26 protein-coding genes are annotated in these 26,469 nt (G+C 70.9%); 11 read left to right on the forward strand and 15 right to left on the reverse strand.

Features of this window, described 5'->3' with window-relative positions:
• The coding region (locus VNR19_RS10485) for an NAD(P)/FAD-dependent oxidoreductase (protein WP_491715943.1) at positions 1 to 788 on the forward strand (788 nt) is incomplete at its 5' end.
• Positions 789 to 814: 26 nt separating this feature from the next.
• On the opposite strand, the gene VNR19_RS10490 is transcribed toward VNR19_RS10485, so the two are convergent.
• Genes VNR19_RS10490 through VNR19_RS10500 form a run of 3 tightly spaced genes read right to left on the reverse strand, consistent with a single transcriptional unit; the run spans position 815 to position 3,002 of the window.
• A complete protein-coding gene (locus VNR19_RS10490; RefSeq protein ID WP_325726514.1) occupies positions 815 to 1,738 on the reverse strand; it encodes an SDR family NAD(P)-dependent oxidoreductase in 924 nt (307 codons plus the stop codon).
• A gap of 50 nt (positions 1,739 to 1,788) precedes the next feature.
• Entirely contained in the window at positions 1,789 to 2,202 is a 414-nt protein-coding gene (locus VNR19_RS10495) for a Zn-ribbon domain-containing OB-fold protein (RefSeq protein ID WP_325726516.1), read from the reverse strand.
• Positions 2,203 to 2,207: 5 nt separating this feature from the next.
• Positions 2,208 to 3,002: an enoyl-CoA hydratase/isomerase family protein gene (locus VNR19_RS10500; protein ID WP_325726518.1), complete on the reverse strand. Its 795-nt coding sequence runs from the start codon at positions 3,000 to 3,002 to the stop codon at positions 2,208 to 2,210.
• A gap of 123 nt (positions 3,003 to 3,125) precedes the next feature.
• On the opposite strand from VNR19_RS10500, the gene VNR19_RS10505 reads away from it, so the two are divergent.
• The 6 genes from VNR19_RS10505 (at position 3,126) to VNR19_RS10530 (ending at position 8,620) form a co-directional block, all read left to right on the forward strand.
• Positions 3,126 to 3,548, forward strand: coding sequence for an FAS1-like dehydratase domain-containing protein (locus tag VNR19_RS10505; protein ID WP_325726651.1), 423 nt, complete (start codon positions 3,126 to 3,128; stop codon positions 3,546 to 3,548).
• The gene (locus VNR19_RS10510) at positions 3,545 to 3,943 is read left to right on the forward strand and encodes a MaoC/PaaZ C-terminal domain-containing protein (protein ID WP_325726520.1); all 399 of its coding nucleotides are present in this window, start codon (positions 3,545 to 3,547) and stop codon (positions 3,941 to 3,943) included. Before VNR19_RS10505 ends, VNR19_RS10510 begins: the two co-directional genes overlap by 4 nt.
• A gap of 64 nt (positions 3,944 to 4,007) precedes the next feature.
• On the forward strand, positions 4,008 to 5,339 hold the full coding sequence (locus VNR19_RS10515) for a TetR/AcrR family transcriptional regulator (protein ID WP_325726522.1): 1,332 nt from the start codon (positions 4,008 to 4,010) through the stop codon (positions 5,337 to 5,339).
• Between the two features lie 87 nt (positions 5,340 to 5,426).
• Positions 5,427 to 6,203 (forward strand): electron transfer flavoprotein subunit beta/FixA family protein, encoded by a 777-nt coding sequence (locus VNR19_RS10520; protein ID WP_325726524.1) that lies wholly within the window; start codon positions 5,427 to 5,429, stop codon positions 6,201 to 6,203.
• Between the two features lie 9 nt (positions 6,204 to 6,212).
• On the forward strand, positions 6,213 to 7,196 hold the full coding sequence (locus VNR19_RS10525) for an electron transfer flavoprotein subunit alpha/FixB family protein (protein WP_325726526.1): 984 nt from the start codon (positions 6,213 to 6,215) through the stop codon (positions 7,194 to 7,196).
• Positions 7,197 to 7,198: 2 nt separating this feature from the next.
• Positions 7,199 to 8,620 carry a cytochrome b/b6 domain-containing protein gene (locus tag VNR19_RS10530; RefSeq protein ID WP_325726528.1) on the forward strand — a complete coding sequence of 474 codons (1,422 nt, stop codon included), beginning with the start codon at positions 7,199 to 7,201 and terminating at the stop codon, positions 8,618 to 8,620.
• A gap of 9 nt (positions 8,621 to 8,629) precedes the next feature.
• Here VNR19_RS10530 and VNR19_RS10535 read toward each other — a convergent pair whose 3' ends face one another.
• The 4 genes from VNR19_RS10535 to VNR19_RS10550 all read right to left on the reverse strand — a co-directional run bounded on the left by VNR19_RS10535 (position 8,630) and on the right by VNR19_RS10550 (position 12,482).
• Positions 8,630 to 9,772, reverse strand: a complete 1,143-nt coding sequence (locus VNR19_RS10535; protein WP_325726530.1) for an acetyl-CoA acetyltransferase — start codon at positions 9,770 to 9,772, stop codon at positions 8,630 to 8,632.
• On the reverse strand, positions 9,769 to 10,785 hold the full coding sequence (locus VNR19_RS10540; protein ID WP_325726532.1) for an acyl-CoA dehydrogenase family protein: 1,017 nt from the start codon (positions 10,783 to 10,785) through the stop codon (positions 9,769 to 9,771). Before VNR19_RS10540 ends, VNR19_RS10535 begins: the two co-directional genes overlap by 4 nt.
• A gap of 15 nt (positions 10,786 to 10,800) precedes the next feature.
• The gene (locus VNR19_RS10545) at positions 10,801 to 11,973 is read right to left on the reverse strand and encodes an acyl-CoA dehydrogenase family protein (RefSeq protein WP_325726534.1); all 1,173 of its coding nucleotides are present in this window, start codon (positions 11,971 to 11,973) and stop codon (positions 10,801 to 10,803) included.
• 65 nt (positions 11,974 to 12,038) lie between these two features.
• Complete coding sequence (locus VNR19_RS10550; RefSeq protein WP_325726536.1) at positions 12,039 to 12,482, reverse strand: nuclear transport factor 2 family protein; 444 nt, start codon at positions 12,480 to 12,482, stop codon at positions 12,039 to 12,041.
• A 154-nt stretch (positions 12,483 to 12,636) separates the two neighbouring features.
• On the opposite strand from VNR19_RS10550, the gene VNR19_RS10555 reads away from it, so the two are divergent.
• Genes VNR19_RS10555 through VNR19_RS10565 form a run of 3 tightly spaced genes read left to right on the forward strand, consistent with a single transcriptional unit; the run spans position 12,637 to position 15,484 of the window.
• Positions 12,637 to 13,398, forward strand: a complete 762-nt coding sequence (locus tag VNR19_RS10555; protein WP_325726538.1) for an SDR family oxidoreductase — start codon at positions 12,637 to 12,639, stop codon at positions 13,396 to 13,398.
• Positions 13,395 to 13,817 carry a carboxymuconolactone decarboxylase family protein gene (locus VNR19_RS10560; RefSeq protein ID WP_325726540.1) on the forward strand — a complete coding sequence of 141 codons (423 nt, stop codon included), beginning with the start codon at positions 13,395 to 13,397 and terminating at the stop codon, positions 13,815 to 13,817. The genes VNR19_RS10555 and VNR19_RS10560 overlap by 4 nt, the downstream gene beginning before the upstream one ends.
• Positions 13,814 to 15,484, forward strand: coding sequence for an FAD-dependent oxidoreductase (locus tag VNR19_RS10565; RefSeq protein WP_325726542.1), 1,671 nt, complete (start codon positions 13,814 to 13,816; stop codon positions 15,482 to 15,484). Before VNR19_RS10560 ends, VNR19_RS10565 begins: the two co-directional genes overlap by 4 nt.
• A 119-nt stretch (positions 15,485 to 15,603) precedes the next feature.
• On the opposite strand, the gene VNR19_RS10570 is transcribed toward VNR19_RS10565, so the two are convergent.
• Positions 15,604 to 16,464 (reverse strand): 3-carboxyethylcatechol 2,3-dioxygenase, encoded by an 861-nt coding sequence (locus VNR19_RS10570; RefSeq protein ID WP_325726544.1) that lies wholly within the window; start codon positions 16,462 to 16,464, stop codon positions 15,604 to 15,606.
• 96 nt (positions 16,465 to 16,560) lie between these two features.
• Between VNR19_RS10570 and VNR19_RS10575 the strand changes: the two genes are divergently transcribed.
• Complete coding sequence (locus VNR19_RS10575) at positions 16,561 to 18,006, forward strand: MFS transporter (RefSeq protein ID WP_325726546.1); 1,446 nt, start codon at positions 16,561 to 16,563, stop codon at positions 18,004 to 18,006.
• Between the two features lie 40 nt (positions 18,007 to 18,046).
• Here VNR19_RS10575 and VNR19_RS10580 read toward each other — a convergent pair whose 3' ends face one another.
• The 7 genes from VNR19_RS10580 to VNR19_RS10610 form a co-directional block, all read right to left on the reverse strand.
• On the reverse strand, positions 18,047 to 19,753 hold the full coding sequence (locus tag VNR19_RS10580; protein WP_325726548.1) for an FAD-dependent oxidoreductase: 1,707 nt from the start codon (positions 19,751 to 19,753) through the stop codon (positions 18,047 to 18,049).
• 71 nt (positions 19,754 to 19,824) lie between these two features.
• Positions 19,825 to 20,607, reverse strand: coding sequence for an enoyl-CoA hydratase/isomerase family protein (locus VNR19_RS10585; protein ID WP_325726550.1), 783 nt, complete (start codon positions 20,605 to 20,607; stop codon positions 19,825 to 19,827).
• A complete protein-coding gene (locus VNR19_RS10590; RefSeq protein WP_325726653.1) occupies positions 20,604 to 22,187 on the reverse strand; it encodes a class I adenylate-forming enzyme family protein in 1,584 nt (527 codons plus the stop codon). Before VNR19_RS10590 ends, VNR19_RS10585 begins: the two co-directional genes overlap by 4 nt.
• Before the next feature lie 49 nt (positions 22,188 to 22,236).
• Positions 22,237 to 23,145, reverse strand: a complete 909-nt coding sequence (locus VNR19_RS10595; protein ID WP_325726552.1) for a TIGR03619 family F420-dependent LLM class oxidoreductase — start codon at positions 23,143 to 23,145, stop codon at positions 22,237 to 22,239.
• Positions 23,142 to 24,806, reverse strand: a complete 1,665-nt coding sequence (locus VNR19_RS10600; RefSeq protein ID WP_325726554.1) for a bifunctional 3-(3-hydroxy-phenyl)propionate/3-hydroxycinnamic acid hydroxylase — start codon at positions 24,804 to 24,806, stop codon at positions 23,142 to 23,144. The genes VNR19_RS10595 and VNR19_RS10600 overlap by 4 nt, the downstream gene beginning before the upstream one ends.
• Positions 24,807 to 24,858: 52 nt before the next feature.
• Positions 24,859 to 25,680, reverse strand: coding sequence for an HpcH/HpaI aldolase family protein (locus VNR19_RS10605; RefSeq protein ID WP_325726556.1), 822 nt, complete (start codon positions 25,678 to 25,680; stop codon positions 24,859 to 24,861).
• The gene (locus tag VNR19_RS10610) at positions 25,665 to 26,468 is read right to left on the reverse strand and encodes a 2-keto-4-pentenoate hydratase (protein ID WP_325726558.1); all 804 of its coding nucleotides are present in this window, start codon (positions 26,466 to 26,468) and stop codon (positions 25,665 to 25,667) included. The genes VNR19_RS10605 and VNR19_RS10610 overlap by 16 nt, the downstream gene beginning before the upstream one ends.
• Position 26,469 lies beyond the last annotated feature (1 nt).

Consider the following 26,469-nt stretch of genomic DNA (forward strand, 5'->3'; position numbering starts at 1 on the left):
GGAACAACGTCGAGGGCATCCGCTCGCTCGCCCTCGTCGATCCCGCGTGGGAGCATCCGGTCTCGGTGTCCGCGGCCAATGACGAGATGCGCCGGTCGCTCACCCGGTTCCTCGAGGAGGAGTTCGCCGATCGCCCCGACCTCCGCGCGATCCTCGTGCCGGAGTACGCGCCGTACGCGAAACGCGCGGTCAGGGACGACGGCACGTGGACGAACGCCCTCAAGCAGCCGCACGTCCGCGTCGTCGTCGACCCGATCCGCGCGATCACCCCGCACGGCATCGAGACCGCGGACGGCGCACACCACGACCTCGACACGATCGTCTACGGCACCGGCTTCCGCGCCTCCGAGTTCCTCTCCAGCATCACCGTCACGGGACGCGACGGCGCCGACCTGCACGCCCGATGGGGCGGCGACGCACGGGCATTCTGGGGCACGTCGGTGCCCGGCTTCCCGAACCTGTTCCTGCTCTACGGACCCAACACGAACCTCAACGTGAACGGCAGCGTCGTGCTGTTCGTCGAGGCGGCGATCGAGTTCGCCCTCGCCGGCATCCGGACGGTGCTGGAGCACGGGATGTCCGCACTGGACGTGCGCGAGGAGGCGTACGACGCGTACAACCGGCGGATCGACGAGGCCAGCCTCGGCCTCGCGATCGGGGCGTCCTCCGTGAACTCCTGGTACAAGAACCGATTCGGCCGGAACTCGCAGAACTGGCCGCTCACGACGCTCGAGTACTGGCAGGGCACGCGCGGGCCGACGCTCGAGGACTACGACCTGCTGCCGTGACCGCGGCTGAGGCGCGCCCGGACGCCTCAGCCGCCCATGCGCAGGCCCCGCGCCCGGGTCTGGAAGATGTCGGTGGCGAACAGCGTGCCCAGCTTCGTGGCGTCCCAGCGCTTCTCGCCGCTCGAGACCGTCACCGCCTCGGTCCAACCCGACATGAGATGGATGCGATCCTCCATGGCGCGGATGACCTGGCCGGACACGTAGCCGGCCTCGGCGCTCGCGAGCCATGCGACGACCGGCGAGCAGTTCGACGGATCGGTCGCGTCGTACACGCCTTCCGGGCGCTCGTCCGGCTCGAGCGGCGCGCCCTCGGACCCCAGCGTGGCCGAGATGCGCGTGAGACCGCCGGGGCCGATGGCGTTGACGGTCACTCCGATGCCCGCGAGCTCGAGGCTCGTCGTCAGCGTGAGGCCGACGATCGCGGCCTTCGCGGTCGCGTAGTTCGACTGGCCGAAGTTTCCCAGCAGTCCGGCCCCGGAGACCGTGTTGATGATGCGGCCGTAGGTCTGGCCGTCGCCGGCCTTCGCCTCCTCCCGCCAGCGCCTCGCGACCGCGCGGCTCGCGAGCCAGGTGCCTCTCACGTGCACCTTCATCACGAGGTCGAAGTCGGCGGCCGCCATGTTCCAGATCGCGCGGTCGCGCACGATGCCGGCGTTGTTGACGAGCACGTCCACGCGCCCGAGCTCGTCCCAGGCCCGCTGCACCATCGCCTCGACCTGATCCTCGTCGCCGACATCGCTGTAGTCGGCGATCGCCGATCCGCCCCGCGCGCGGATGATGTCGACGACGACGTCCGCGTCGCGGCCGGCCCCCTCGCCCTTGACGGACGTGCCGAGATCGTTGACGACCACGGTCGCGCCGTGCTTGGCGAGCTCGAGCGCATGGCCGCGGCCGATGCCGTGTCCCGCGCCGGTGACGATGGCGACCTTGCCGTCCAGAAGACCTGACATGTGATGCGACTCCTTCGAAGCGCTCGGGTGGATGCCGCGCAGCGCGGCGGTCAGCTCGCCTCGGGGGCGAAGAGGGCGATGCTCACCTCGTCGGTGAGCGGGAAGACGACCAGGCGCAGCGGCATGCCGATCGACAGCTGCTCCGGCGTGCAGTCGACGAGGCGCGTCATCACCCGCGGCCCCTCCTCGAGCTGCACGACGGCCGCCGTGTACGGCAGCTGGTCGCGGAAGGGCGGCAGGTCGTTCATGTAGACCGTCGAGTACGTGTACAGGGTGGCCCGGCCGCTCGCCGGCAGCCACTCCACGTCATCGCTCCAGCACGCGGGGCAGAACGGCCGCGGATAGTGATGCACGACGCCGCAACTCCGGCAGCGCACGACGCGGAACACGCCGTCCTCTCGCAGCGCCTGCCAGAACGGCGCGCCGTCGCTCTCGACGACGGGCAGGTCCGTGCGTTGAGACATCGGGCTCACCACCCCCGGAACCGCGCGGGGCGCTTCTCGAGGAACGACGCGATGCCCTCCGTCACGTCCGACGATCGCGACTGCAGCTCCTGCACGTACGCCTCGGCGGCGAAGGCCGCCGCACGGTCGGCGTCGAGCGACGCGTTGAACAGCCGCTTCGTGAGCGCGATCGCGCTCGTCGCCCCCGCGGCGAATCTCGCGGCGATCTCGGCGGCGGCGTCGTCGAGCTCATCCGGTTCGACCACGCGGTTCACCAGCCCGAGCCCCTGCGCGTCGATCGCCGAGAGCCTGTCGCCGAGCAGCGCGAGCTCCTTCGCGCGCTGCAGTCCGATCAGCCGCGGCAGCAGGTACGCCCCGCCGGCGTCGACCGTGAGGCCGCGCAGCACGAACGACTCGACGAATGCCGCGGACGTGGAGGCGACGACGAAATCGGAGGCGTACGCGATGTGCGCCCCCATCCCGGCCGCGGCCCCCTGCACGACGCTCACCACGGGCTTGTCGCAGTCGAGGATCGCGGAGATGAGGCGCTGCGCGCCGCCCATGATGCGGCGCGTGACGTCTCCGGCTCCGGGCTCGGCGCCCGCCCCCACGCCGGTGACGTCGGCGCCGGTGCAGAAGTGGCGGCCGTTGGCCCGCAGGATGACGACGCGCACCGCGCGATCCTGGTGCGCCCCTGCCAGCAGCGCGACGATCTCGTCCCGGTCGACCGGGCGCAGCGCGTTTCCCGCGCTCGGGCGGTCGAGCGTGATCGTCAGCACGCCCTCGCGGGTCTCGCCATGGACGGCGGCGGGGTCGGTCATCGTGGGGACGCTCCGATCGATGTCATGCGGCGGCGCATGTCCGGCTGCGTCGCCGGATGTTGCCTTATTCTGGCACTACTGTCACCATTTATTCAACCGTGCGCCATGCCGGAAGGGAAGACGATGTCGCCAGATGCCGCAGAATCCGCGGTTCCTTACGAGTTTCCCGTGGAGAGAGGAGCGATCCGCCTGTTCGCTGAGGCGATGCAATCTGACGATCCTGCCTACTTCGGTGCGACACCGCTTGTGCCGCCGACATTCCTGATCACGGCGTGGCGGTGGGCACCCGACGGCGGCAGAGCCGCCCACGGCATCCCCCGCGAGCGGCTGCTGCACGGCGAGCAGGAGTTCGTCTTCCACGGCGCGCCGCCGCGTGCCGGCGACACGCTCACCGTCACCGAGCGCGTGAGCGACCGCTACACCAAGGACAGCCGCAGCGGGAAGATGGAGTTCGTCGTCATCACGACGGAGTTCCACGGCGATGGCGTCCTCCGCGCCGAGATGAGGTCGACGTTCATCGGCCGAGAGCCGAAGGGGTCGAAGTGACCGGCCTGCCCGCCGTCGGGGAGACGGCGCCCGAGCGCGCTTACGGCCCGCTCACGACCGAGATGTTTGTGCGCTACTCCGGCGCATCCGGCGATCTGAACCCGATGCACTACGACAAGGACTTCGCCGTGAAGGCGGGTTACCCGTCGGTGTTCTCCCAGGGCATGCACACGGCCTCCCTGCTCGCGTCGTTCGCCATCGACTGGCTCGGGGCCGAGCGCCTGCGTCGCATCCGCGTGCGCTTCCGCACGATCGTGTTCCCGGGCGACGTGCTCACCTGCACCGGGCGCGTGACCAGCACGTCGGGCGCCCTCGCGACGGTGGAGCTCGTCGCCACCCGGCAGGACGGCTCGGTCGCCATCCAGGGAGAGGCCGATTTCACCTTCGACGAATGACACCGCGCACGCCGCGGCCGCCGTCGACAGCGGTCGCGCGGAACCGCCCCGGCATACTGAATGGATGCGCGCGGAGGTGGGTCGACGTCGGGCGAGCTACGGACCGACGAGTCCGGAGATCGGGGCGCTCGGCGCCAAGACGGCGGCGGCCATCCCGGAGGCGGCACTCGCGGTGTTCACCCGCAAGGGGTACCACGAGACGACGATCGCGGACATCGCGGCGGAGCTGGGCCTGTCTCGCGCCACGCTCTACCAGTACTTCGAGAGCAAAGAGCAGATCTTCGTGCGGGTGCTCGACGAGTGCGGCGCCGCGGTGATCGACGTGACCCGCCGGCTGGGCGAGCTCGGCCGCACCCCGGAGGGCTTCGCGAACCTGCGGTGGTGGCTCGACGAGTGGGCGCGTGTGTACGCGCGGTATGCGGTGGTGTTCGCCGAGTGGACGTCCGTCGACGGCCCCGACGCGCCCGTCGGGTCGCTCGTCAGCGACTTCAACGTGCGCTTCAGCCAGCGCATCGCGCGGCGTCTCGCGGAGAGCGGCGTCAGCGGCGACCCGCTCGACATCGCCGTCGTAATCACGGGCATCGTGCTGCGATGGAATCAGCTGCGGCGCGCGCGGGGCACGTCGGCAGACGGCGATGACGACGGCGAACCCGAGTACGACTTCGCCGTGCTCGTGCAGCTGATGCTGTTCCCCGACACTCCCCCGGAGGCGACCGGGCACGCGGTGCCGCGCCGCTGGCACACGCGCCGCGTGAGCGGCAGGCTCGAGCCCTCGCCCGCCGGGCGGCCCTGGAGCACGCGCGATCCGCGCGGCGGCCTCACGGCGCGCAGCGCCGCGACGGTGCGGGCGCTGCTCGCGTCGGGGTCGCGCGTCTTCGCGGCGGGCGGCTTCCCGCGCGCGAGCGTCGACGAGATCGCCGCGAACGCGGGATACGCGCGCGGGACCTTCTACAAGTACTTCGCGACGAAGACGGCGATGCTCGAGGCGCTGGCAGAGGCCTGCACGCAGGAGTCCATCACGGCGGCTCGCCGCCTCGAGCAGGTCGACGACTTCCCCGGGCTGCTCGACTGGTGCCGCTCCATCCTCGACCTGAGCCGGTCGCATCAGGCCGTGTTCCGGGCATGGCTCGAGCGCTCGCCGATGACACCGGATCTGCGCGAGATGCGGGCGGCGGTCGTCCGATCGCTGCGGCGCTCGCTCTTCCTGCATCTGAGCGGCGTCGACCGTGGACATCCGATGGAGCTCGGCTGCGCGACGACCTTCGTCGCGGCCGTCTTCGACCAGGTCCCGGGCGCCTTCGAGCTGAACCGACGCGACATCGAGCCCGACGCGGCGGCCGAGCTGATCGCGACGCTCCTCGACCGCGCGCTCTTCGGCTGGACGAACCGCGACTAGATATTATATATCTAATCACGGCGACAATCCGCCGAAGAATGTCCAGCGTCGACACCGTTGCCGACGCCGCGTGAGGAGCTCTGTGCCATGAGGATCATCGTCCTGGTGAAGGATGTGCCCGACACGTACGGGGATCGCAAGCTAGATCCGGAGACCGGCCTGGCGGATCGCGTCGCCGGCGACCACGTCATCGACGAGATCGACGAGCGTGCCCTCGAAGTCGCGCTCGCCTACGCCGACGGGGCGCCCGATACGGAGGTCATCGTGCTGTCGATGGCGCCGGAGCCCGCTTCGGCGTCGCTGCGCAAAGCGCTCTCGATGGGCGCGAGCGCCGCCGTGCACATCGTCGACGACGAGCTCGTCGGGGCCGACCTCGGGCTGACCGCCGAGGCGCTCGCGGCCGCTGCCCGCCGCGCGGAGGCCGATCTGATCGTCGCCGGCAACGTCTCGACCGATGGCTCGGGCGGTGTCATCCCCGCCATGGTGGCCGAGCTGCTCGGTGTCCCGCACCTCACGGCGCTGTCTGCCGTGCAGATCCGGGCCGACGGCGTCTCCGGCACACGAGCGACCGAGAGCGGCACCGCCGACGTGTCGGCAGGGCTGCCCGCCGTGGTGTCGGTCACCGAGGCGCTGCCCGAGGCGCGCTTCCCGAACTTCAAGGGCATCATGGCCGCCAAGAAGAAGCCCTTCGAGACCGTCTCGCTCGCCGATCTGGGCGTGACCGCGCTCGACCCCGCCACTCCGCGCGCGATCATGATCGCCGTCGCGGAGCGGCCGCCGCGCGTGAGCGGAGTGAAGCTCACCGACGACGGTGAGGCCGGAGCGCGCATCGCCGAGTATCTCGTCACGAACCGTCTCGCCTGAGGAGCAGCCATGACCGTCTACGCCGACGACGCCGTTCTCGTCCTTCTCGATGCGACTCCGGCGGGGGAGCTCGCCGCCAGTGCCGCCGGCCTGTTGGGCGCCGCCGCGCAGATCGGCACGCCCGTCGCCCTCGCGGTCACGGCTCCCGGCGCCGGACAGGCGGCCGCGGAGGCCGCCGCGGCTGTCGGTGCGACAGCCGTTCTGACCGCGGAGCTGCCCGAGGTGGGCGCCTCGCTCACCGGACCGGCGGTGGACGCCCTGGTCGCCGCGACCGAGGTCGTGCGTCCCGACGCGATCCTCGTTGCCCACTCGGTCGACGGGCGCGATGTCGCCGGCCGTTTCGCCGCGCGCACGCGCGCCGTGCTCCTCGTGGACGCCGTCGGCGTGACGCGTGACGACGAGGGCATCGTCGCCCAGCACTCCGTCTTCGGCGGCGTGTACTCGGTCGACGCGGCGGCGACGTTCGGCGCTCCGGTCATCACCATCCGGCAGGGTGCGATCGACGCCCGCGCCGCCTCCGCACCGCTCGTCCACGACGCGCTGACGGTGACCGCCGCCACCCCCTCCGCTGAGGTGACGGCGTTCCACGCCGCTGTGGAGACGTCGAGCCGTCCGGAGCTGCGCGGCGCCGCGAAGGTCGTCTCCGGCGGCAGGGGCCTCGGATCGGCCGAGGGCTTCGCGCTCGTGGAGCGGCTCGCCGACACGCTCGGCGCCGCCGTGGGCGCGTCGCGGGCCGCCGTCGACGCCGGATACGTCCCGCAGTCGCACCAGGTCGGCCAGACGGGCGTGTCGGTGTCCCCGCAGCTCTACATCGCACTCGGGATCTCGGGAGCGATCCAGCATCGTGCCGGCATGCAGACGTCGAAGACGATCATCGCCGTGAACAAGGACCCGGACGCGCCCATCTTCGATGTCGCGGACCTCGGCGTCGTGGGAGACGTCTTCTCCGTCGTCCCGCAGCTGATCACGGCCCTCGAATCGCGGAAGGCATGAGCATGCCCCAAGCCATGACGCAGGCGCAGAAGCAGACGCAGACGCAGACGATCCGGCGCGGTCTGCCGCGCCGTCCCGCCGGCGAGCCCTGGCCCCCGACCGCCACCGCGATCGAGGCGGCGCCGTCGACGCCGGCTGCCGGTCCGGCGCCCGCCGAGGACCGGGCATCCGCTTCCGCCCCTGCGACCCGGGTCCGCCAGGGCCTGCCGCGCACTCGTCCGACCGGCACGGCGGATGATGCGCCGGGCCGCACCGGAGCCGATGTGCCGGTGAGCCGGACGCGCGGCCCTGAGGTCTCGACCGCGGGCACCGACGCGGGGAACGGCACGCGCACACCCCTCCGCCGCGGCCTGCCCCGCTCGTCGGACGGGGATCCCTGGCCGCCCGCCGGGTTCGCGCCCAGTGCGCCGGCTCCCGTGCCCGTGGAAGCGCCCGCTCCCCCGTCGCGCGAGTCGGCCCCGTCGCGCGAGTCGGCCCCGTCGTCCGCCGCGCCTCGTCCGGCCGAGCGCCGCGCAGCGCCGGTGCCCCCCGACACGTCGACGCTGCCTCGCGTGATCGCGGGCGTCTTCGCGATCGCCGCACTGCTGATCCTCGCCGCCACGATCGTGGCGTTCACGCGATGGATCGTGAGCCTGAGCGGGATGCAGGAGTTCCTCACCCGGTTCCCCGGCGAGTACCCGCTGCCGGAGGGCGCGGACCGCGGCTTCCCGGCCTGGGCGCGCTGGCAGCACTTCTTCAACGTGTTCCTGATCGTGCTCATCATCCGCTCGGGGCTCCACGTGCGTCACCAGAGGAAGCCGGCGGCGTTCTGGTCTCCCCGCCGGGATCCGGCGCGCAAGATCAGCATCAGCCTCTGGCTGCACCAGTCCCTCGACCTGCTCTGGGTCGTCAACGGCGTCGTCTTCGTGGTGCTGCTGTTCGCGACAGGCCACTGGATGCGGATAGTGCCGACGAGCTGGGAGGTCTTCCCCAATGCCCTGTCGGCGGCGATCCAGTACGTCTCGCTCGACTGGCCCACGGAGAACGGCTGGGCGAACTACAACTCGCTCCAGCAGCTCGCATACTTCGCGACCGTGTTCATCGCCGCGCCCCTCGCAGTGGCCACGGGCGTGCGCATGAGCGGTCTGTGGCCGAAGAAGGCCGGCGCGCTCGATCGCGTCTACCCCGTCGAGGTCGCGCGTGCCATCCATTACCCGGTGATGCTCTACTTCGTGACGTTCATCGTCGCGCACGTCGCCCTCGTGTTCGCGACGGGTGCGCTGCGCAACCTCAACCACATGTACGCCGGTCAGGATGTCGTCAACTGGGCGGGGTTCTGGATCTTCGTCGCCTCGCTCGTCGTGATCGGCGCGGCGTGGGTCGCCGCGCGACCGCTGGTTCTCGCGCCGATCGCCAGACTGTTCGGCACCGTCAGCGCACGGTGACGCCGCGGCTCACCCTGCGGCGAGGATAATGGTCCCGCTGGAGCAGAACCAGCCGCCCGTGCCGCTGACGCATGCGAGCCGAGCGTCGGCCACCTGGCGCTCCCCCGCCTCGGCGCGCAGCTGGCGCGCCGCCTCGATGAGCAGGAACAGCCCTCGCTGACCGGGATGCATCGCGGACAGCCCGCCGCCGTCGGTGTTGGTCGGCAGCGCGCCGCCGACCCGCAGCCGACCGTCGGCGACGAAGTCACCGCCTTCGCCCCGGCCGCAGAATCCGAGATCCTCGAGCGTGAGCAGGAGCATCGAGGTGAACGCGTCGTAGATCTCGCACACGTCGATGTCCGCGGGTGTGACCCCCGCGCGCTGGAACGCGAGCCGTCCCGACACGCTCGCCGGACCGGTGGTCATGTCGTCCCACTGGCTCATCGACACGTGCGACACCGCCTCGCCCGCGCCGAGGATCCACACGGGCGCGATCGGCAGGTCCGCCACGCGGTCCTCCGCGACGAGCACCACGGCCCCTCCGCCGTCGGAGCGGATGCAGCAGTGCAGCTTCGTAAACGGGTCGGCGATCATCCGGCCGCCCAGCACGTCGTCGATCGTGATCGGGTCGCGGAACGCCGCCTCCGGGTTCAGCCCGGCGTTGAAGCGCGCCGAGACCGCGACCTCCGCGAGCTGCTCGATGGTCGTCCCGAACTCATGCATGTGGCGGCGGGCGGCCATCGCGTACTTGCTGATGATCGTGTGCCCGAACGGCGCCTCCCACTGCTGGGGCCCGCGGGATCCCCAGTCGAGGCTCGCGGTCCGCAGCCCGTTCCTGAGGTCGGATCGCGCGGTCGAGCCGTAGGTCAGCAGCACGACGTCGGCGCGGCCCTGCGCGATCGCATCGGCCGCGTGCGAGGCCATCACCTCCCAGGAGGCGCCGCCCACCGTGGTCGAATCGATCCAGGTCGGTCGCAGGCCGAGGTACTCGGCCACGTCGATCGGCGCCATCGTGCCCAGGGAGGTGGAGGCGAGGCCGTCGATGTCGGACGGAAGCAGCCCCGACTCGGCGACGGCGCGACGGCTCGCGTCGGCGATGAGCGTGTAGGGCGTCTCCGCGCCGGTGGGCCGCGTGCCCGAGATCGCGACGCCGGCGATCGCGACGCGTCTCATGCCGGCTCCTGCGCCAGGATGAGCGCACGGCCGGCGTCGGCGCCGAACACGCTCGTCCACAGACGGGCCCGCTTCACAGACAGGTGAGCGTCGTGCTCCCAGGTGAACCCGATGCCGCCGAGCACCTGGATCGTCTCCTGACTGTTCTGCACGGCCGCCTGCCCGGCGATCCGGATCGCGACCTCGGCCTGGAACCGCGCATCGTCGAATCGCGCGTCCTCGGCGGCGGCGGCGTACAGCGACTGCGACGTCGCGGCCTCGGCCTGCACCGCCATGTCGGCGCAGCGATGCTTGATCGCCTGGTTCACGCCGATCGGGCGGCCGAACTGCTCGCGCACCTTCGCGTGCGACACCGACATGTCGCGCGCGGCCTCGGCGATGCCCGCGAGGTACGCCGCGGACAGCACGAGCGCCCGGGTGCGCAGGTCCGGCCCGGCGACGCGCGCCACGGCGGTCGCCCCCGGCACGGTGGTCTTCTCGAGACGCACCCCGGGATCGATGCTGTCGGCGGCGGCGATCGCGCCGAGATCGGCCCTTCCGAACAGGGCGGTCTCCGTCTCGTGGACGACGAGGACGAGATCGGCGGCCGTGGCGTCGATCAGGTGGATGTCTCCCCGCAGCACCCCGTCTTGCAGCGTCGCGCCGGCGCGCAGCACGCCGAGCCCGACCTGCGTCCCCCCCTCGAGCAGCTCGCCCAGCAGCGAGGCGTCGCCGACGTGCGCGGCGACCCTCGCGGCCAGGCTGCACGCGAGGAAGGGCCCCGAGGCGATCCCGCGTCCGAGCTCGCGATAGGCGAGAGCCTCCTGCGCCAGCCCGAGGCCCACGCCCCCGTGGTCTTCCGCGAGACCGAGGCCGAACAGGCCGATCTCGGCGACCGACGCCCAGACGTCGGGCGGCGCGGCGTCGCGCTCTGCCGCCCGCGCGCGGATCCGCTCGCGCGGGAAGGCGCGCTCCACGAGCTCCTCCACCGCTGCGATGATCGCGAGCTCGTCCTCATCGGGAATCAGGTTCATGTCCGCACCCTTCTCTCAGCGCGGCAGACCGAGAACGCGGTCGCCGATGATGTTGCGCTGGATCTCGCTCGTGCCGCCGCCGATCGTCAGCGAGAATGACGACAGATAGTCGCCCGTCCAGCCGCCGGGGACCCAGCGCGAGACGAGTTCGACCGCGTCGACTCCGAGCAACTCGACCGCGAGGCGGGCGACCTTCTTGTGCAGCTCGGAGTAGTACAGCTTGACGATGGAGCCCTCGGCTCCCGGCGTGCCCGTCCGGGCGGCGCGTGAGATCCCGGCGTAGGTCATCGCGCGCAGCGCCGCGACCTCGGCCTTGACCTCGGCGAGCCGATGCGCGACGTGGTCATCCGTGATCAGGGTCCTGCCGTCAACACGCGTGCGCTCCCTCGCGAGCGCGATCAGCCTCTCGACGGTGGACGCCAGCTGCACCTGCGACGCGGTGAAGGCCGTGCCGCGCTCGAACGACAGGGTCGACATCGCGACGTCCCAGCCGCCGTCGAGCTCGCCGACGACGTTGGACAGCGGGATGCGCACCTCGTCGTAGAACACCTCCGCGAACTCCGACTCGCCGTCGATCGTCTTGATCTCGCGCACGTCGATCCCCGGCGACCGGATGTCGCAGATCACCCAGGTGATGCCGTGGTGCTTGCGTCCCGACGAGTCGGTGCGCACCAGCAGCTCCTGCCAGTCGGCGAGGTGGGCGAAGCTCGTCCAGATCTTCTGCCCGGTCACGACGAGCTCGTCGCCGTCGACGACGGCCCGGGTCGAGAGCGACGCGAGGTCCGAGCCGGCGCCCGGCTCCGAGAAGCCCTGGCACCAGATCGCCTCGCCGCGCAGGATGCGGGGCAGGTGCTCGTTCTTCTGCGCTTCCGAGGCTCTGGCGATCAGGGTCGGCCCGGCGTGGTTCAGCCCGACGAACGTCGCGTCCATGCCGGGCAGGCCCGCGCGTCCGTACTCCTCGTACCAGATCAGCTGCTCGAGCAGCGAGAGCCCGCGGCCGCCGTACTCGGTCGGCCACGAGATCCCGGCCCACCCGCCCTCGTACTGCGTGCGCTGCCAGGCGAGGTCGTACTCGCGGATGTCCCCGTAGCCGTGGGGGCGCGGCTGCGTGGGCTTGTGCTCCTCGAGCCACGTGCGCACCTCTTCGCGGAACTCGCGCTGATCGACGGTGAAATCGAGGTCTACCACGGTGCCTCCGGTATCGACTCGAACTGAAGTGACGACAATGTCAGATAGTGACGATAATGTCAGATTCACCGGCGAGGGACAAGATCGTCAGCGCGCCGCTCCCACAGGGTGCGCACGATGCGGCGCACGATCACCCACCCGTCCATCCCGCGACGCTCCAGCTCGTCGTCATACTCGACACCCACGACGAGGCGCTCGACCCGCCCCTCCGCGTCGTCGAAATGGCGGGCGAGGCCGTAGGCGAGGCTCGTCGCCCGGTCGCCGTCGACGTCGGCCTCCTGGCTGCCGATCAGGTGCATCGTCGCGCCGAACCCCTCGACGCGCGCGATCAGCGCCGGAAGATACTCGGCGATCCGGCCGCGCCCGAACGTGCCGACGATCTCCCCTTCCGGGTCGAAGCACGCCCGCACGCGATCCCAGTCGCGTCGGTCGACACCGCGCGCATAGCGTGCGGGCACGGCCTCGACTCGGTGCAGGTCGAGCAGGCGCCGCACGTCCGCGTCAGCCATCCTCGTCCCGCCGTCGCCCGCGCGTTCGCATGGGACCTCCCCGGTCAGCATGGACTCGATTACATATGGTCAGCATGGACTCGATTACATATATTGTATATCGTGCAGGAGGGCGGACATCACGGTCCGCCGGGTCGGCATCGAAGGAGAGCCCATGTCCCCCCTCACCGGAAAGGTCGCCATCGTCTCGGGCGGAGCACGAGGAATGGGCGCCTCCCACGCTCGCGCACTCGTCGCCGCCGGAGCCCACGTCGTGATCGGCGACATCCTGGACGACGCCGGACGCGCGCTCGCAGAAGACCTCAGGGATGCCCGGTACGTGCACCTCGACGTCACCTCGCCAGACGACTGGGCGAGCGCGGTGGACACCGCCGTCGCGGAGTTCGGCTCGCTGTCGGTGCTCGTCAACAACGCCGGGATCCTGAACCATGGCCGGGTCGGCGAGTACACGCTCGATCAATGGAACGCCGTGATGACCGTGAACGCCACCGGCACGTTCCTCGGCGTCACCGCGTGCGTCGCCGCGCTGCGAGCGGCCGCGCCGTCCTCCATCGTCAACATCTCCTCGGTCGACGGTCTCGTCGGCTCCGTCGGGCGCCTCGGCTATACGGCCTCGAAGTTCGCCATCACCGGCCTGACCAAGTCGCTCGCACTGGAGCTCGGCCCCGACGGCATCCGGGTCAACTCCATCCACCCGGGCGGAGTGCGCACCGCGATGGCCGGCGACGTCGACGAGACGACCGCTCCCGTGGCGCTCGGCCGCTTCGCCGACCCCGAGGAGATCTCGCGCCTCGTCGTCTTCCTCGCGAGCGACGACTCCAGCTACTCCACCGGGGCGGCGTTCGTGGCGGACGGAGGCATGAGCGCCGGCCCGTCCGCCGCCGCTCCGCGCCGCGCCGAGACGGCGGGACGATGACCGTGGATCGCGAACGGCTCGAGCGCGGCCGGCGGATGATGGAGACGCTGCGGCCGGGCATGGCCGAGAAGGTCGACGGGCGCTTCAACGGCCCGAGCCAGGACTTCGGCGACCTCGTGACCGAGTTCCTCTTCGGCGAGGTCTGGCAGCGCCCGGGGCTCGACATGCGCACGAAGGAGGTCGCGGTCCTGTCGGCGCTGATCGCGAACCGGCTCACGTACGAGCTCTCGGTCCACCTGCCGATCGCCGTGAACCTCGGGCTCTCCCGCCGCGAGATCCTCGATCTCATCAATCACCTGGCGCTCTACATCGGGTTCCCGGCGGCGGCGGAGGCCATGCAGGTCGTGCGCGACGTGCTGGGCAACGACGAGGCGGACGCCGACACGACAGCCGACGAATCCGATGGAGGAGAGAAATGAGCGAAGCATTCGACGTCATCGTGCTCGGCAGCGGCGCCGCGGGGCTCACCGCGGCGTTCACGGCCGCAGATCACGGCGCGTCCGTGGCCGTCTTCGAGAAGAACGACGAGCTCGGCGGCACCTCGGCATGGTCGGGCGGCCACATCTGGGTGCCCAACAATCCGTATGGCCCGCAGCTCGGGATCGAGGACAGCGAAGACGACGCGATGACGTACATGCGCTCGCTCGGGCGGGGCGTGCTCGATGAGGACCTCGCGCGCACCTACATCCACGTCGGGCCGGAGATGCTGTCGTACCTCGACGACCGCGCGGGCACCGAGTTCTTCATCACGGTGGGCTTCCCCGACTATCACGCGGCGAATCCCGGCGGCCGGCCCGAGGGAGGGCGGACGGTGGAGGTGCCGCTGTTCTCGTTCGACGAGCTCGGAGAGTGGAAGGACAAGGTGACCACCTCGCCCTACCTCGCGCCGTACCTCACGATGTCCGAGACGCCCCTCGGCGCAACCGTGCCCCATCCGCCGTCCCCCGAGGAGATCGAGCGGCGGAACGCGCACAACGAACGCGGAAGCGGGCAGGCGCTGGTCGGCCGGCTGCTGCGAGCGAACCTGCGTGCCGGCACGCAGCTGCGGCTCTCGCACCGGGCGACACGGCTGCTGACCGAGGACGGCCGCGTGATCGGCGTCGAGTTCGCCACCCCCGACGGCACCGCGCGCGCGTACGCCCGCCGCGGCGTGGTCCTCGCGACGGGAGGGTTCGAGTGGAACGAGGAGCTCAAGCGCGCCTTCCTGCGCGGGCCGCTCACGCATCCGGTGTCGATCCCCTCCAACGAGGGCGACGGCCTCATCATGGCGATGCGTGTCGGGGCGGCGCTGCAGAACATGCGCGAGGCGTGGTGGTCGCCGGTGGCGGTGCTTCCCGAGGGCATCAATCGCATGAACCGGATGATGATCAACGCCGACCGCACGCGCCCGCGCTCGATCATGGTGAACCGGATGGGCAGGCGCTTCACCAACGAGGCCGCTTCGTACAACGCCGTGGGCGGCGCCTTCCACCAGGAGGACGTCACGGCGTTCGACTACGCGAACCTGCCCTGCTGGCTCGTCTTCGACGAAGAGTACTTCCGTCGCTTCGGGTCGATCGGCCGGCAGCTCGGCGCCGAGGAGCCGCGGTGGCTCATCCGCGCCGACACGCTCGACGACCTGGCCGAGAAGCTCGGCGTCCCCGCGGATGAGCTGAACCGCACGGTCGCGCGCTGGAACGAGAACGTCGCGCGAGGCGTGGATCCCGACTTCCATCGCGGCGAGAGCGCGCATGACCTCTGGTGGGGCGATCCCTACGCCAAGGGGCGGATCGAGGGCACTCTGGGGCCGATCGACACGGCCCCGTACTACGCGCTGCCGCTCACGATCGGCGCGCTCGGAACGAAGGGCGGGCCCAAGGTGGACACGGAGGCGCGCGTCATCGACCTCGACGGCGAGCCGATCCCCGGGCTCTACGCGGCCGGCAACGTCTCGTCGCCGACGGGCATGGCGTACGCGGGCGCGGGCGGCACGCTCGGACCGGCGATGACGTTCGGGTACATCGCCGGGCGCGGCGTCGCCCGGCACGAGCCGGCCGCGGTGCCGACCGACGTGGCGGCCGGGGCGGCCGAGGGCGCCGCCGGCTGATCGGCGCCCTGACGACGAGACGAGGCCGCCGGCTCCGCAGAGCCGGCGGCCTCGTCTCGTGTCGTGGCTGTCGTGCCGTGGTCGTGGTGCCGTGGTCGTCGTGCCGAGCCGTCTTCGCGTCAGCCTGCGGCGGTGAGCGCGACGCCCATCCCGGTGATCCACTGCGGCACGGGCTCGTAGGCGAGCGGCTCGGCCGCGCGGCAGCCTCCGGCCGCCGTCGCGGCGAGCCACGTGCGCACCTCGTTCGCGCCCACGCCCGCATCGGCCGTGGCGTTGTCGGTCATGCGGATCAGCTCGTCGACGTCCCAGCGCGACATCGCGTCGAGGAACGCGCGGTCCCAGTCGGGCTTGATGAGCTTCGACGCGCGCTCGAAGCCCGCCTGGTTGATCTGACGGCGTTCGTCGTCGGCGAGATCGTGACGGTCGTCCTTGAGGCTGCTGGGGTCGTGCGAGAGCCCGCCCGTGCCGATGAAGAGGATGCGGCGGTCGAGCGGCGCGAAGAACTCGCCGATCGCGGTGCCGAAGTCGATCACGCGGCGCGCGCTGGCGAGCGGCGGGCTCGCGCAGTTGATCGGCATCGGGATCACCTCGGTGCCGGCGACGTCGGCGAGGTAGTGGTGCAGCGGCTGGCCGAACGCGTGGTCGAGCTCGACGTCGCGGCAGACCGAGAGATCGAATCCCGAGCCGATCAGATAGGAGCTCAGCTCGCGGGCGAGCTCGGTGGGGACGTTCATCTTCTGCGCGGGGATGCTTCCCTCCGGCAGCAGGCTCGCCGTGTACGCCACGGCGAACAGCGGCACGACGTGACGGAACGCGCGGCGGTGGTCGCCGCCGAACAGGACGACCAGGTCGGGTGCGAACTCGGCGATCCGGTCGCGCGCTTCGGCGACGCCGACCCGGAATCCGGCCCCGAACTCACCGGCCTCATCGCGGTCCATCCCGGGTGCATGACTTGCGCACAGCGTCATCGTCGTACTCATGGAGTTCCCTTCTCGACATCCTTGTCCGTTGCGGTCTCGCGATGACCGACAGCGTCACTATATTCTACAGAGTTCTATGACGGTAGTGTCAGATTCGTGACGGACGCACCCGACGACGACGCCCCGAGCCCGTGGCCCGCGTTCCTCGTGTGCGCCGCCGTCATCTCGGCGACCACCCTGGACCTGACCAAGATCAACGTCGCCCTGCCGGCCATCGACCGCGCCCTGGGCGCCACAGACGCCCAGCTGCAGCTTCTCGTGACGGGCTTCATCCTGGCGTTCGGTCTCACGCTGGTGCCCGCCGGCCGCCTCGGCGACACGAGGTCGCGCAAGGCGGTGCTGACCATCGGCCTGACCCTGTTCGGCATCGCCAGCCTTCTCTGCGCGCTCGCCCCGTCCATCGAGGCCGTCATCGTCGGGCGCATCCTGCAGGGCGTCGCGGCCGGCACCCAGATGCCTCAGGCGCTCGGGCTCGTGCAGCAGTTGTTCGTGGGGCGCGCACACGCGCGCGCCTTTGGACACGTCGGCGGCATCATCGCGGTCTCCACCGCGATCGGGCCCGCGATCGGCGGCGCTCTGACGCAGGCCGATCCCGCCTTCGGGTGGCGGCTCATGTTCGGAGTGAACGTGCCGATCGCGGTCGCGGTGCTCATCGGCATCCGCCTGACGATCCCCGAGCGCCCGCGCTCGACGAGCGTGCCCCGGATGGACATCGTCGGCCTCCTGCTGTTCTCGGTCGCCTGCGTGTGCACCCTGCTGCCGTTCCTCGAGATCGACTCCGTCTCGGCCGGGCCGCTGCGCTGGCTCTGGCTCCTCGGGTCGGCGGCGTCCGGCACGGCGTTCGCCCTGTGGGAGCGCCGGCTCGAGTCGTCAGGCGGCGCTCCCGTACTTCCCTCCGCGCTGCTCGGGCTCCCGTCCTTCCGCAACGGGCTTCTCGTCATGCTCGCGTTCTTCGCCGGCATCACCTCAGTGTTCCTCGTGCTCGCCATGTTCCTGCAGCAGGCGCGCGGCGCCTCCGCGCTGGCGGCGGGACTGGTGAACATCCCGCAGGCCGTGACGTCGGCGTGCGGCGCGTGGGTGGGCGCGCGACTCGTGCTCCGCAGCGGGCGCCGGGTCGTCGCGGCCGGGATCGCTCTGGCGGTCATCGGCGTGACGACCCTCGTCCCGGTCGTGCAGTTCACCCCGGCGGCGACGACGCCGCTGCTCAGCGCGCTGACGCTCGCCGTCGCGGGCGCCGGCACGGGTCTGGCGATGTCGCCGAACCAGACGATCACCGTTCACCGCGTGCCCGACGCGTTCGCGGGCGTCGCGGCATCGCTCACGCAGGTGGCGCAGCGCGTGGGCATGGCGCTCGGCGTGGCGGTGGCCACCGCGGTGTACTTCGCCGTGCTGGGCGCCGATCCCGCACCGTCCGATCACACCGGCGCGATGGTGGCGAGCCTGATCGCGGCGGTCGCGATGCTGACGATCAGCCTGCTGCTCGCTCTCTTCGACGTCTGGACCGGCCGCGCCTCACCCGGCATCGTGCTGGACACCGAGTGACGAGCGACCGGCTCCGCGATCGGCTGCGCCGTCGGCGCGCTCAGCGCGAGGCGGCGGTGTGCTCCGCTGGGCTCTCGTACCGCTTCAGCGCATCGCTCGGATCTCCCGCGGCGTGCCGTGCGGCGAGGTAGCCGCCGATCATCCCGCGCGTGTTCGCCTGGCCGCTCGTGTAGCCCGCCCCGAACTCCGTCATCGCCATCGAGTTGCCGGCGACGTACAGCCCCTCGATCGGCTGGTCATCCCAGTCGAGCACCCGGTTGTGCAGATCGCCCGCCAGGCCGACGTTCGAGAGGCCGATGTTCAGGGGGACCATCCGGATGGCATAGAACGGGCCGCGCTCGATGGTGCCGAGGTTGCTGTTGCCGTCGATCGTGATGTCGCCGAAGCTCAGGGCCGACCAGGGCCGCTCCCCGCGATGGAAGTCCTCGTCCACACCCGCGCGCACGAAGCCGTTGAACCTCGCGACCTCCGCTTCCAGGCCGTCGGGATCGATGCCCGCCTTCTCCGCGAGCTCGCGCAGCGTGTCGGCGGTGATCGCCACGCTCTCCGGCAGAGGCTCGCCCGGGCCGTACGGGCCGACGTAGTAGCGATCGCGCGCCTGGCTGTCCTGGATGCCCCAGAACGGGAAGTTCTCGAACTCCATGGTGGCGCCGTCGATGTTCTTCAACGCGAAGCCAACCGAGCGGTAGAACGACTCCTCGCAGAACCGGCGCCCCTTCCGGTTGACGGCGATCGCGTGCGGCACCCCGATGATCGCGGCGCCGAGACGCCACATCGGCGCCCCCTCGTGCTGCTCACCCGGGATCCCGAAGCCGGCGTTGAGAGGCTGCGGCACCTGCGCGACGCGCGCCCCCAGCCGTCCTGCCAGCCGGAGCCCGTCGCCCGTCACCGACGCAGGACCCGCCGCCTTCACCTCGGGGACCATGCTGAACGAGGTGTGCGCCTGCTCGTTCCAGTCGTAGGCCCCCGCGGCGATCAGCACGCCGCGGCGGGCACGCACGAACCAGTCGCGCCCCTCCCGGACCGCCCTCACGCCGATCACCCTGCCCCCGTCGCGGATCAACTCCGCGGCGGCCGTCTCGGTGAACAGCGGCACGCCGGCGTCGAGAGCGGCCTTGACGAAATTGGCCGCGAGCCCGGGACCATAGGTGCGCACATCGTGGGCGACACGGTCGTCGAAGAGCGTGCGGTCCCACTTCGCGAACGCCATGTTCCCGCCATGCTCGACGGCCTCGCCCATCGTGAGCCCTGAGACCATCTGGGGCGACAGGTGCGTCCTGGCCTGCCACTCGCCCAGGGACGCCGCCTCGAACGGGGCGCTCTCGAGGTACCGGCCGTCGGTGCGGGAATGCGGCGCCTTCGGATAGTAATAGTCCGGGAAGCCGGGGATCACCGCGAATCCCACACCGGCCTCATCCTCGAACCACTTGGCCACGATCTGGGCGTGCACGAGGTAGTTGCGGGCGTGGACCTCGTCGTTCAGGCCGGCCGAGGTGGCGTTGATGTACGCGAGCCCCTCCTCGAGGGAATCCTCGACGCCGAGGGCCCGCTGGTGGTGGTTGTCCGGCACCCACAGCTGGCCCCCGGAGTAGCCCGTCACCCCGCCGACCGTGGGACCCTTCTCGATGACGACCGAGTCGAGTCCCCACGATCTCGCCACGACGGCGCCTGACAGGCCGCCGATGCCCGATCCGATCGAGACGAAGTCCGTCTCGAGATCCCAGTGCTCCGGGATTGCAGCGCTCATCAGCGACCTTCCTCTCTCGGCTCGTCGTCGAGCCGATCCATGTGCCTGTCCTGTGCTTCCTGTCGTGCCGCTCAGCGATAGCGCGGGGTCACCCGCGGGATCGAGAGATCGGGCGCCTGTGTGCCGTTGCCCAGCTGGGTGTAGGCCAGGCCCCGTTGTCGCGCGACGCTCGGGGGCACATCGAGCGCCTCCCAGATCGCGCGCACCGTGCCCTGCACGGCATCCGGCCGCCGTGCGGCGATCTCCCGGGCGAGCCGCTCGGCCGTCGGCCAGAGATCCGCGCGCGCCACCACCTCCGTCACGATGCCGAGACGCAGCGCCGTCTGCGCGGTGATCCGCTCGTCGTTCCCCGTCAGCGCCCACCGCAGCACATCGCCGAGCGGCACGCCGCGCTGCAGCATGCCGATCGGCTCGAGCGCCGAGACCAGGCCCGCCGTCTGGTGGGGGTCGAAGAACTCCGCGTCGTCCGAGGCGATCACGATGTCGGCCTCGTTGAGCAGATACATCGCGCCGCCCGCGGCGATCCCGTGGACCGCGGCGATGACCGGCTTCCAGACGCGCTGCGCCTTCGCTCCGAGCACCGCGCCCGGATCCTCCTGACGGAAGACCGCCTGCTCCTGCCACCAGGGACCCTCTCGCGCGTCGACCCCCGCACAGAAGCCGCGATCGCCCGCCGCACGGATCACGACCGCGTGCACGTCGTCCTCGTCCCGGACCCAGGCCCACAGGCGGCCGAAGTCGGCGACCATCGCCTCGTTGAAGGCGTTGAGCCGATCCGGACGGTTCAGGGTGACCGTCGCGACGTGCTCCTCGACGTCGACGAGGATCGTCTCGTACCGCGACTGCGCGCTCATCGCCCTGCCCTCTCCGGCGCCGCGAACCGCTTCTGCAGCTGCTGCTTCATCACCTTGCCCATCGCGTTCAGCGGCAGCTCGTCGACGATCTCCAGCTGCACCGGCAGCTTGCGCGGATTGAGGCCCGCCGCGGTCAGGTGCGCGCAGAGATCCTCGAGGGTCGGCGGCCGTTGCGGGTCGTTCGGCACCACCACAGCGCACACGCGCTCGCCGGTCTTCTCGTCGGGCAGTCCGATCACCGAGGCGATCAGCACGCCGGGGTGATCGATGATCGGCAGCTCCACCTCCCGAGCGGAGATGTTCTCCATGTTGCGGATGATGACGTCCTTGATCCGCCCGGAGATGACCAGGTAGCCCTCGTCGTCCAGGTACCCCAGGTCGCCGGTGCGGAAGTACCCGTCGTCGTCGAAAGCGGACTCGTCCAACGAGGCGTCGACGTACCCCTTCATGACCGTCGGACCCTTGATGCGGACCTCGCCGCTCTCGCCGGGGCCGGCTTCGCTGCCGTCCTCCCGGACCACCCGGATGCCGACGCCCTCGGCGGGGCGACCGTCCGCGAGCGCGTGGTGCGCGTCGTCGTCGTCGATGCTCCCCCAGCAACTGAACGGCGCCTCGGTGGCGCCGTAGCCGGACACGATCCCCACGCCGCCGAGCTCGTCACGCGCGGCGACGTGAAGCGACGCCATGCGGCTCGACCCGCCGATGAGGAACGCCTTCACATCGGGGAACAGCGGCACCTCCGGGCGCCGTCGCTGCTCCGCGAGGAAGCCCTGGATGAAGGGCACACCGGAGCCGCACAGGGTCACGCCTGCTTCGCTCAGCTGGCGGGTCGTGGCGACCGGATCGAACACCTCGGTGATGATGAGCCGAGCCCCTGCCACGAGCGCCCCGAGGAAGTAGAGGATCCCGCCGACGTGCGCCATCGGCGCGACCGACGCGATCCGGTCGTCCGCCGTCGGACGGAGGGCGCGGGTGAACACCTTCGCCCCGGCGATGATGCTCCGGTCGCAGTGCCTGGCGCCCTTCGGCTCGGCCGTCGTCCCCGATGTGTAAAAGAGCCAGCGCACCTCCTCGCCCGACGCCGCCGCGTCCGGCAGTGCGGCGGGGTCGCCCTCGGGAAGCCCGTCGTCGACGACGAGCACGTCCAGGCCCGCTCGCCGGCCCGCGATCGCGGCGGCCATCGCGGCGTGATCGAACCGACGGAACACCCTCGGCACGATGAGCAGCGTGGTGCCCGCCTGCGCGGTGATGAAGTCGACCTCGGGCTCGCGGAGCATGGGGATCAGCGGGTTCTGCACGACATCGAGGCGGCAGAGCGCCGCGAACACGAGCATCGCCTCGATGTTGCTGGGCAGCTGCCAGGAGACGACCGACCCCGGCCCCACGCCTCGGGCCATCAGGCCGGCCGCGAGGCGCTCCGCGCGGTCGCGGAAGGCCGCCGCCGTCACCACGTTGCCCTTCTCGTCCATCACGAGCACGGAGTCGGCCGCTTCGTCGGCCCGCCGCTCGATCAGCTGCCAGAGCGTCGGAGCCCATCGGCCGCCGCTCGCGCGCGTCGTCGCTCCAGGCGTCATCGTCATGGTCACCGTCGCCCTCCTTCCGCGGCCGGGGCCGCTCGCATCGTCCTCATCACGCCAGCGCCTCCGCGATCCGCTCGAGATCGGCCTCGAAGTCGCCGAAGCTGCGGCTCAGCGGCTCGATCACGAGCCACGTGACGCCCGCGTCCTCATAGGCGCCCAGCGCGCGCTTCACGGCTGTGCCGAACGGGGCCGCGCCCTCGCGGAGCGCCGCCTTCTCGAACGGCGTGAAGGCGATGTCCGCATCGGCCCTTCCGGCCTCCCGGCGCGCGGCCTGCACCTCGCCGATCTGCTCGGCGAGCGTCGCGGTGTCGGTCAGGGCCGGCGTCCCGGTGATCGCCGCCATGCCCTCGTCCTGGGCGATCGGCATCCATCCGTCCGCGAGGGTGACGGCCCTCCGGCGGGCCGCCCGGCTGTTGCCCCCGACCCAGATGGGCGGGCCGTCGGGCGACGTCGGGCGCGGCAGCGACTCGTGACCGTGCAGCGGGTAGGTGGGCCCGTCGAAGTCGTCACCGCGCCAGGACGCCCTCAGCGCCTCGATCGCCTCGTCGAACAGGGCGCCGCGGTGCGCGAAGTCGGCCCCGAGCACCTCGAACTCCGCCTTCAGATACCCGGCGCCGAGCCCCAGCACGAATCGGCCGCGAGTCGCGACATCGAGCGTCGACGCGGCTTTTCCCGTGACGTACGGGTGCCGGTAGCCCGTGACGGCGATCGCCGTCATCAGCGTGATCCGCCGAGTGACCGCGCCCCACGCGGCGAGCGCGACGAACGGGTCGAACGCGTGATGACCGCCCTCGGCCAGCCACGCCCTGTCGGGCATGGGGTGCTCGCTCACCGCGATGCCGTCGAATCCGCTCTCCTCCACGCAGCGACCCACATCCGCGAACCCGTGGTCTCCGATCCAGCGGGGGAAGTGCTTCACCGCCCGCATCGGGAAGTTGATGCACACGCGGATCGTCATCGTCGCGTCCCGCCCGCGGCCACGGCACCCCGCGATGCACCGTCCAGCAGGTCGACGACGCCGCCGACGACCGCGTCGAGCTCGGCGAGCCGGCAGGTCGCGGCCACGTAGCGATCGGGACGGATGACGTAGACCTCGTCGGCGGGGCGGGCGAGCTGCAGGTCACGCAGGCCCCCCTCGAGGTCGTACAGGTCGATGACGGGCGCCGGGCCCTCGGCCGGCCGCGTGGCCGGATCGAACTGCCCGGCGCGGCGGTAGGCCGGCATGACGTGCGCCTGCACGACGCAGCCGCCGTGTGCGGCGAGCCGCTCCGCCGTCTGCGCGGACAGCGCCTCGGCGGTGCCGGGCACCACGCCGAGCACCACGATCCGCTGCCCGAACACGTCGTCGATCTTCACGCGACCGCCGTCGATGCGCTCGACCATGGGCTGCGGGAACGCACGGCCGACGAGCGACGCCTTGTCGGCCCGCTCCCCCGCCAGGACCAGGCCGCGCCGATACCGCGGCGTGGGCTTGTACTTCATCTGCAGGATGTAGTCGCGTCCGCCCGGAACCTTCTGCGCACCACGGAACAGGACGTTCCGGGCCGCCTCCGTGAAGGTGCTGCGCGGGTGGTAGAGGCGCCCGACGCCCGTGGCGAACTCGACCATGTCCTTCGCCGCCTCGCGGCGCTCGGCGTCGTAGGTGGCGAGCAGCTCCGGTGCGGCCATCCCCCGCAGCACGAAGCCGAGCTTCCAGCCGAGGTTCGTGACGTCCCGGATGCCCGAGTTCATGCCCTGGCCGAAGAAGGGGGGCTGGAGGTGCGCGGCATCTCCGACGAGGAACACGCGGTCGCGCTGGAACGTCGCGGCGGTGCGCGAGTGGTGCCAGTAGATGCGCCGGCGGATCGCGTTGGGGATCCGCCCGTCGGGGTAGAACGGCGCCATCAGCTCGGCGACCTTCTCCGGTGTCGCCATGGTATCCGGGTCCTCCCCATCGAGCACTTTGAACTCGAATCGGCGGTACCCGAAGGGCAGCGGGATCGTCATCGACGGGCGTTCCGGCGAGGTGTACACGGCCGAGTAGGGCGCATCCCACGTGTCCTTCTCGACGTCGACGACGAGCCATTTCATCGGGGCGGTGTCGCCGAGGAGCTCAATGTCGGCGGCTTTGCGCACGAAGCTCTTGCCTCCGTCCGCGCCGATCGCGTACTGAGCGCGCACCTCGATGTGCTCCCCGCCGTGCCGGGCCGTGATGACGACCCCGGAGTCGTCCTGCTGCAGTCCCACGGCCTCGCACGACGTCCGCAGCTCGACGTTCGGCTGCATCGCGAGGTACTCGCGCAGCACCTTCTCGAGATTGGGTTGGAAGAAGAGGTTGCGACGTGGCCAGCCGTACGGGCGAGCGCTGGGCGCGACGTGGGCGAGGACCCGGCCCTTGGAGTCGTAATAGCGGATCGGTGCGTTGCGGACCGCGTCGTCAAGCACGCGCTCCGCCATCCCGAACGACTGCAGGGTGCGGAGGGCCTCGTCGTCGATCCCGACCGCACGCGGCTCCTGCAGCACGTCGGGCTCGCGGTCCATGATGAGAACCGAGACGTCATACCCGGCCAGAAGACTCGCGAGCGTCACGCCCGCCGGGCCTGCCCCGATGATCACGACGTCGCACTCGATGGTGTTCAACACTTGGTTCCTTTGCTCTGGTCTGCAGTCACGCGTCGGAGCGCGACGCCCCTCATGTCCGGCCGGCCCCGGACGCCTCCATGCTCGCAACGAGCGACTGGCTTCCGTGGGCGAGGAGTGTCACGTCTGCTCCGACCGCAAGAAGGCGCGCACCGAGAGCGGCGTATTCGCGTGCGTCCTCCACGGCGAATGCGTTGACACCGACGGGGACGCCGCGCGCCGCGCAGAGGGCGATGGCCTCCTGGACATGTCTGCGCACATCCGGATGACGAGGCTGGCCGAGGTGCCCCATAGAGGCTGCGAGATCAGCGGGGCCGATGAACACCGCGTCGATGCCGTCGACGGCGAGGATCTCGGCCAGTGCATCGATCGCACGGCTCGTCTCGATCTGCGCGATGATGGAGAAGCTCTCCTCCGCCCGCGCGAGATAGTCGGACACGCCCGTCCAGCGGGTCGCACGCGCGAAACCGCCGCCGACGCCGCGCCTGCCGCGCGGCGGATATCGCACGGCGGCGACGATCGCCTCGGCTTCGGAGCCCGACTCGACCATCGGGATCATGAGCCCGCGTGCCCCGAGGTCGAGCCAGCGACCGAGTTCGAGCGGGTCCTTCGATCCCGCGCGCACGACGGTGAAGACTGGCGCGGCTTCGAGCAGACGAAGTTGCTCCTGGACGCTGAGAGCTGTGCTCGGTGAGTGCTCCACGTCGATGATGAGCCAGTCCGCCCCCGACCTCCCGAGGATTTCGGTCGCGGTGGCGGACCCCGAAACGGCCCAGAGGCCCACGAGCGGCTCGCGGGCAGCAAGCCGGCGCCGCCACGCGCGTGCGCTGGTGGCAGGGAGTTGGTCCTCGAATTCGTCTAGACGAACCGGCATGTCACCGCCCCCAGCGCACCGAATTCGCCGTGTACGACATCGCCCCGGCTCACCGGGATCGACTGAGTGAGAGAGCCGGACAGGATGACCTCTCCGGCCGCCAGAGCCTGGCCGTAGGCACCGAGGCGGTTGGCCAGCCACGCGACTGCCTGCGCGGGGTTGCCCAGCACTGCGCTCGCGACACCGCTCTCCTCGATCACCCCGTTGATGTAGAGCAGCGCGCTGAGATCGCGTGGACGCAGATCGCGCGGATCCAGCGTGCCGGGCCCGACCACGAGGCCGGCGTTCGCAGCGTTGTCGGAGATGGTGTCGACGATCGTCCGACGGTGACCCGAGCCGGGGTCGGTCATCTCGACCCGGCTGTCGAGCACCTCGATGGACGGCGAGATGAAGCTCGTCGCCCGCAGCACGTCGGCGGCTCCGATGCCTGGGCCCGCCAACCGCTCCGCGAGCACGAACGCCAACTCGATCTCGACACGGGGAAACGTGAATCGATCCCATGGGATGGCACCGCCGTTGTCGAACACCATGTCGTCAGCGATCACCCCGTAGTCCGGCTCGCTGATCCCCATCGACCTCTGCATCGGCATAGAGGTCAGCCCGATCTTGCGACCCACGATCCGTCGCCCGTCGGCGAGCATCCGCTCGACCCACGCGCTCTGCACCGCATAGGCGTCCGCGACCGTCATGTGCGGATGCCGGAGCGAGAGCTGGCGCACCGTGGCGACGTGCTTACGGGCGTGGTCGAGCTCGTCCGCCAGCCTGCGGATGTCGGCGGTGTCGAGCACG

The organism is Microbacterium sp. (assembly GCF_035556355.1).
In the GTDB taxonomy this organism is placed as follows: Bacteria; Actinomycetota; Actinomycetes; order Actinomycetales; family Microbacteriaceae; genus Microbacterium.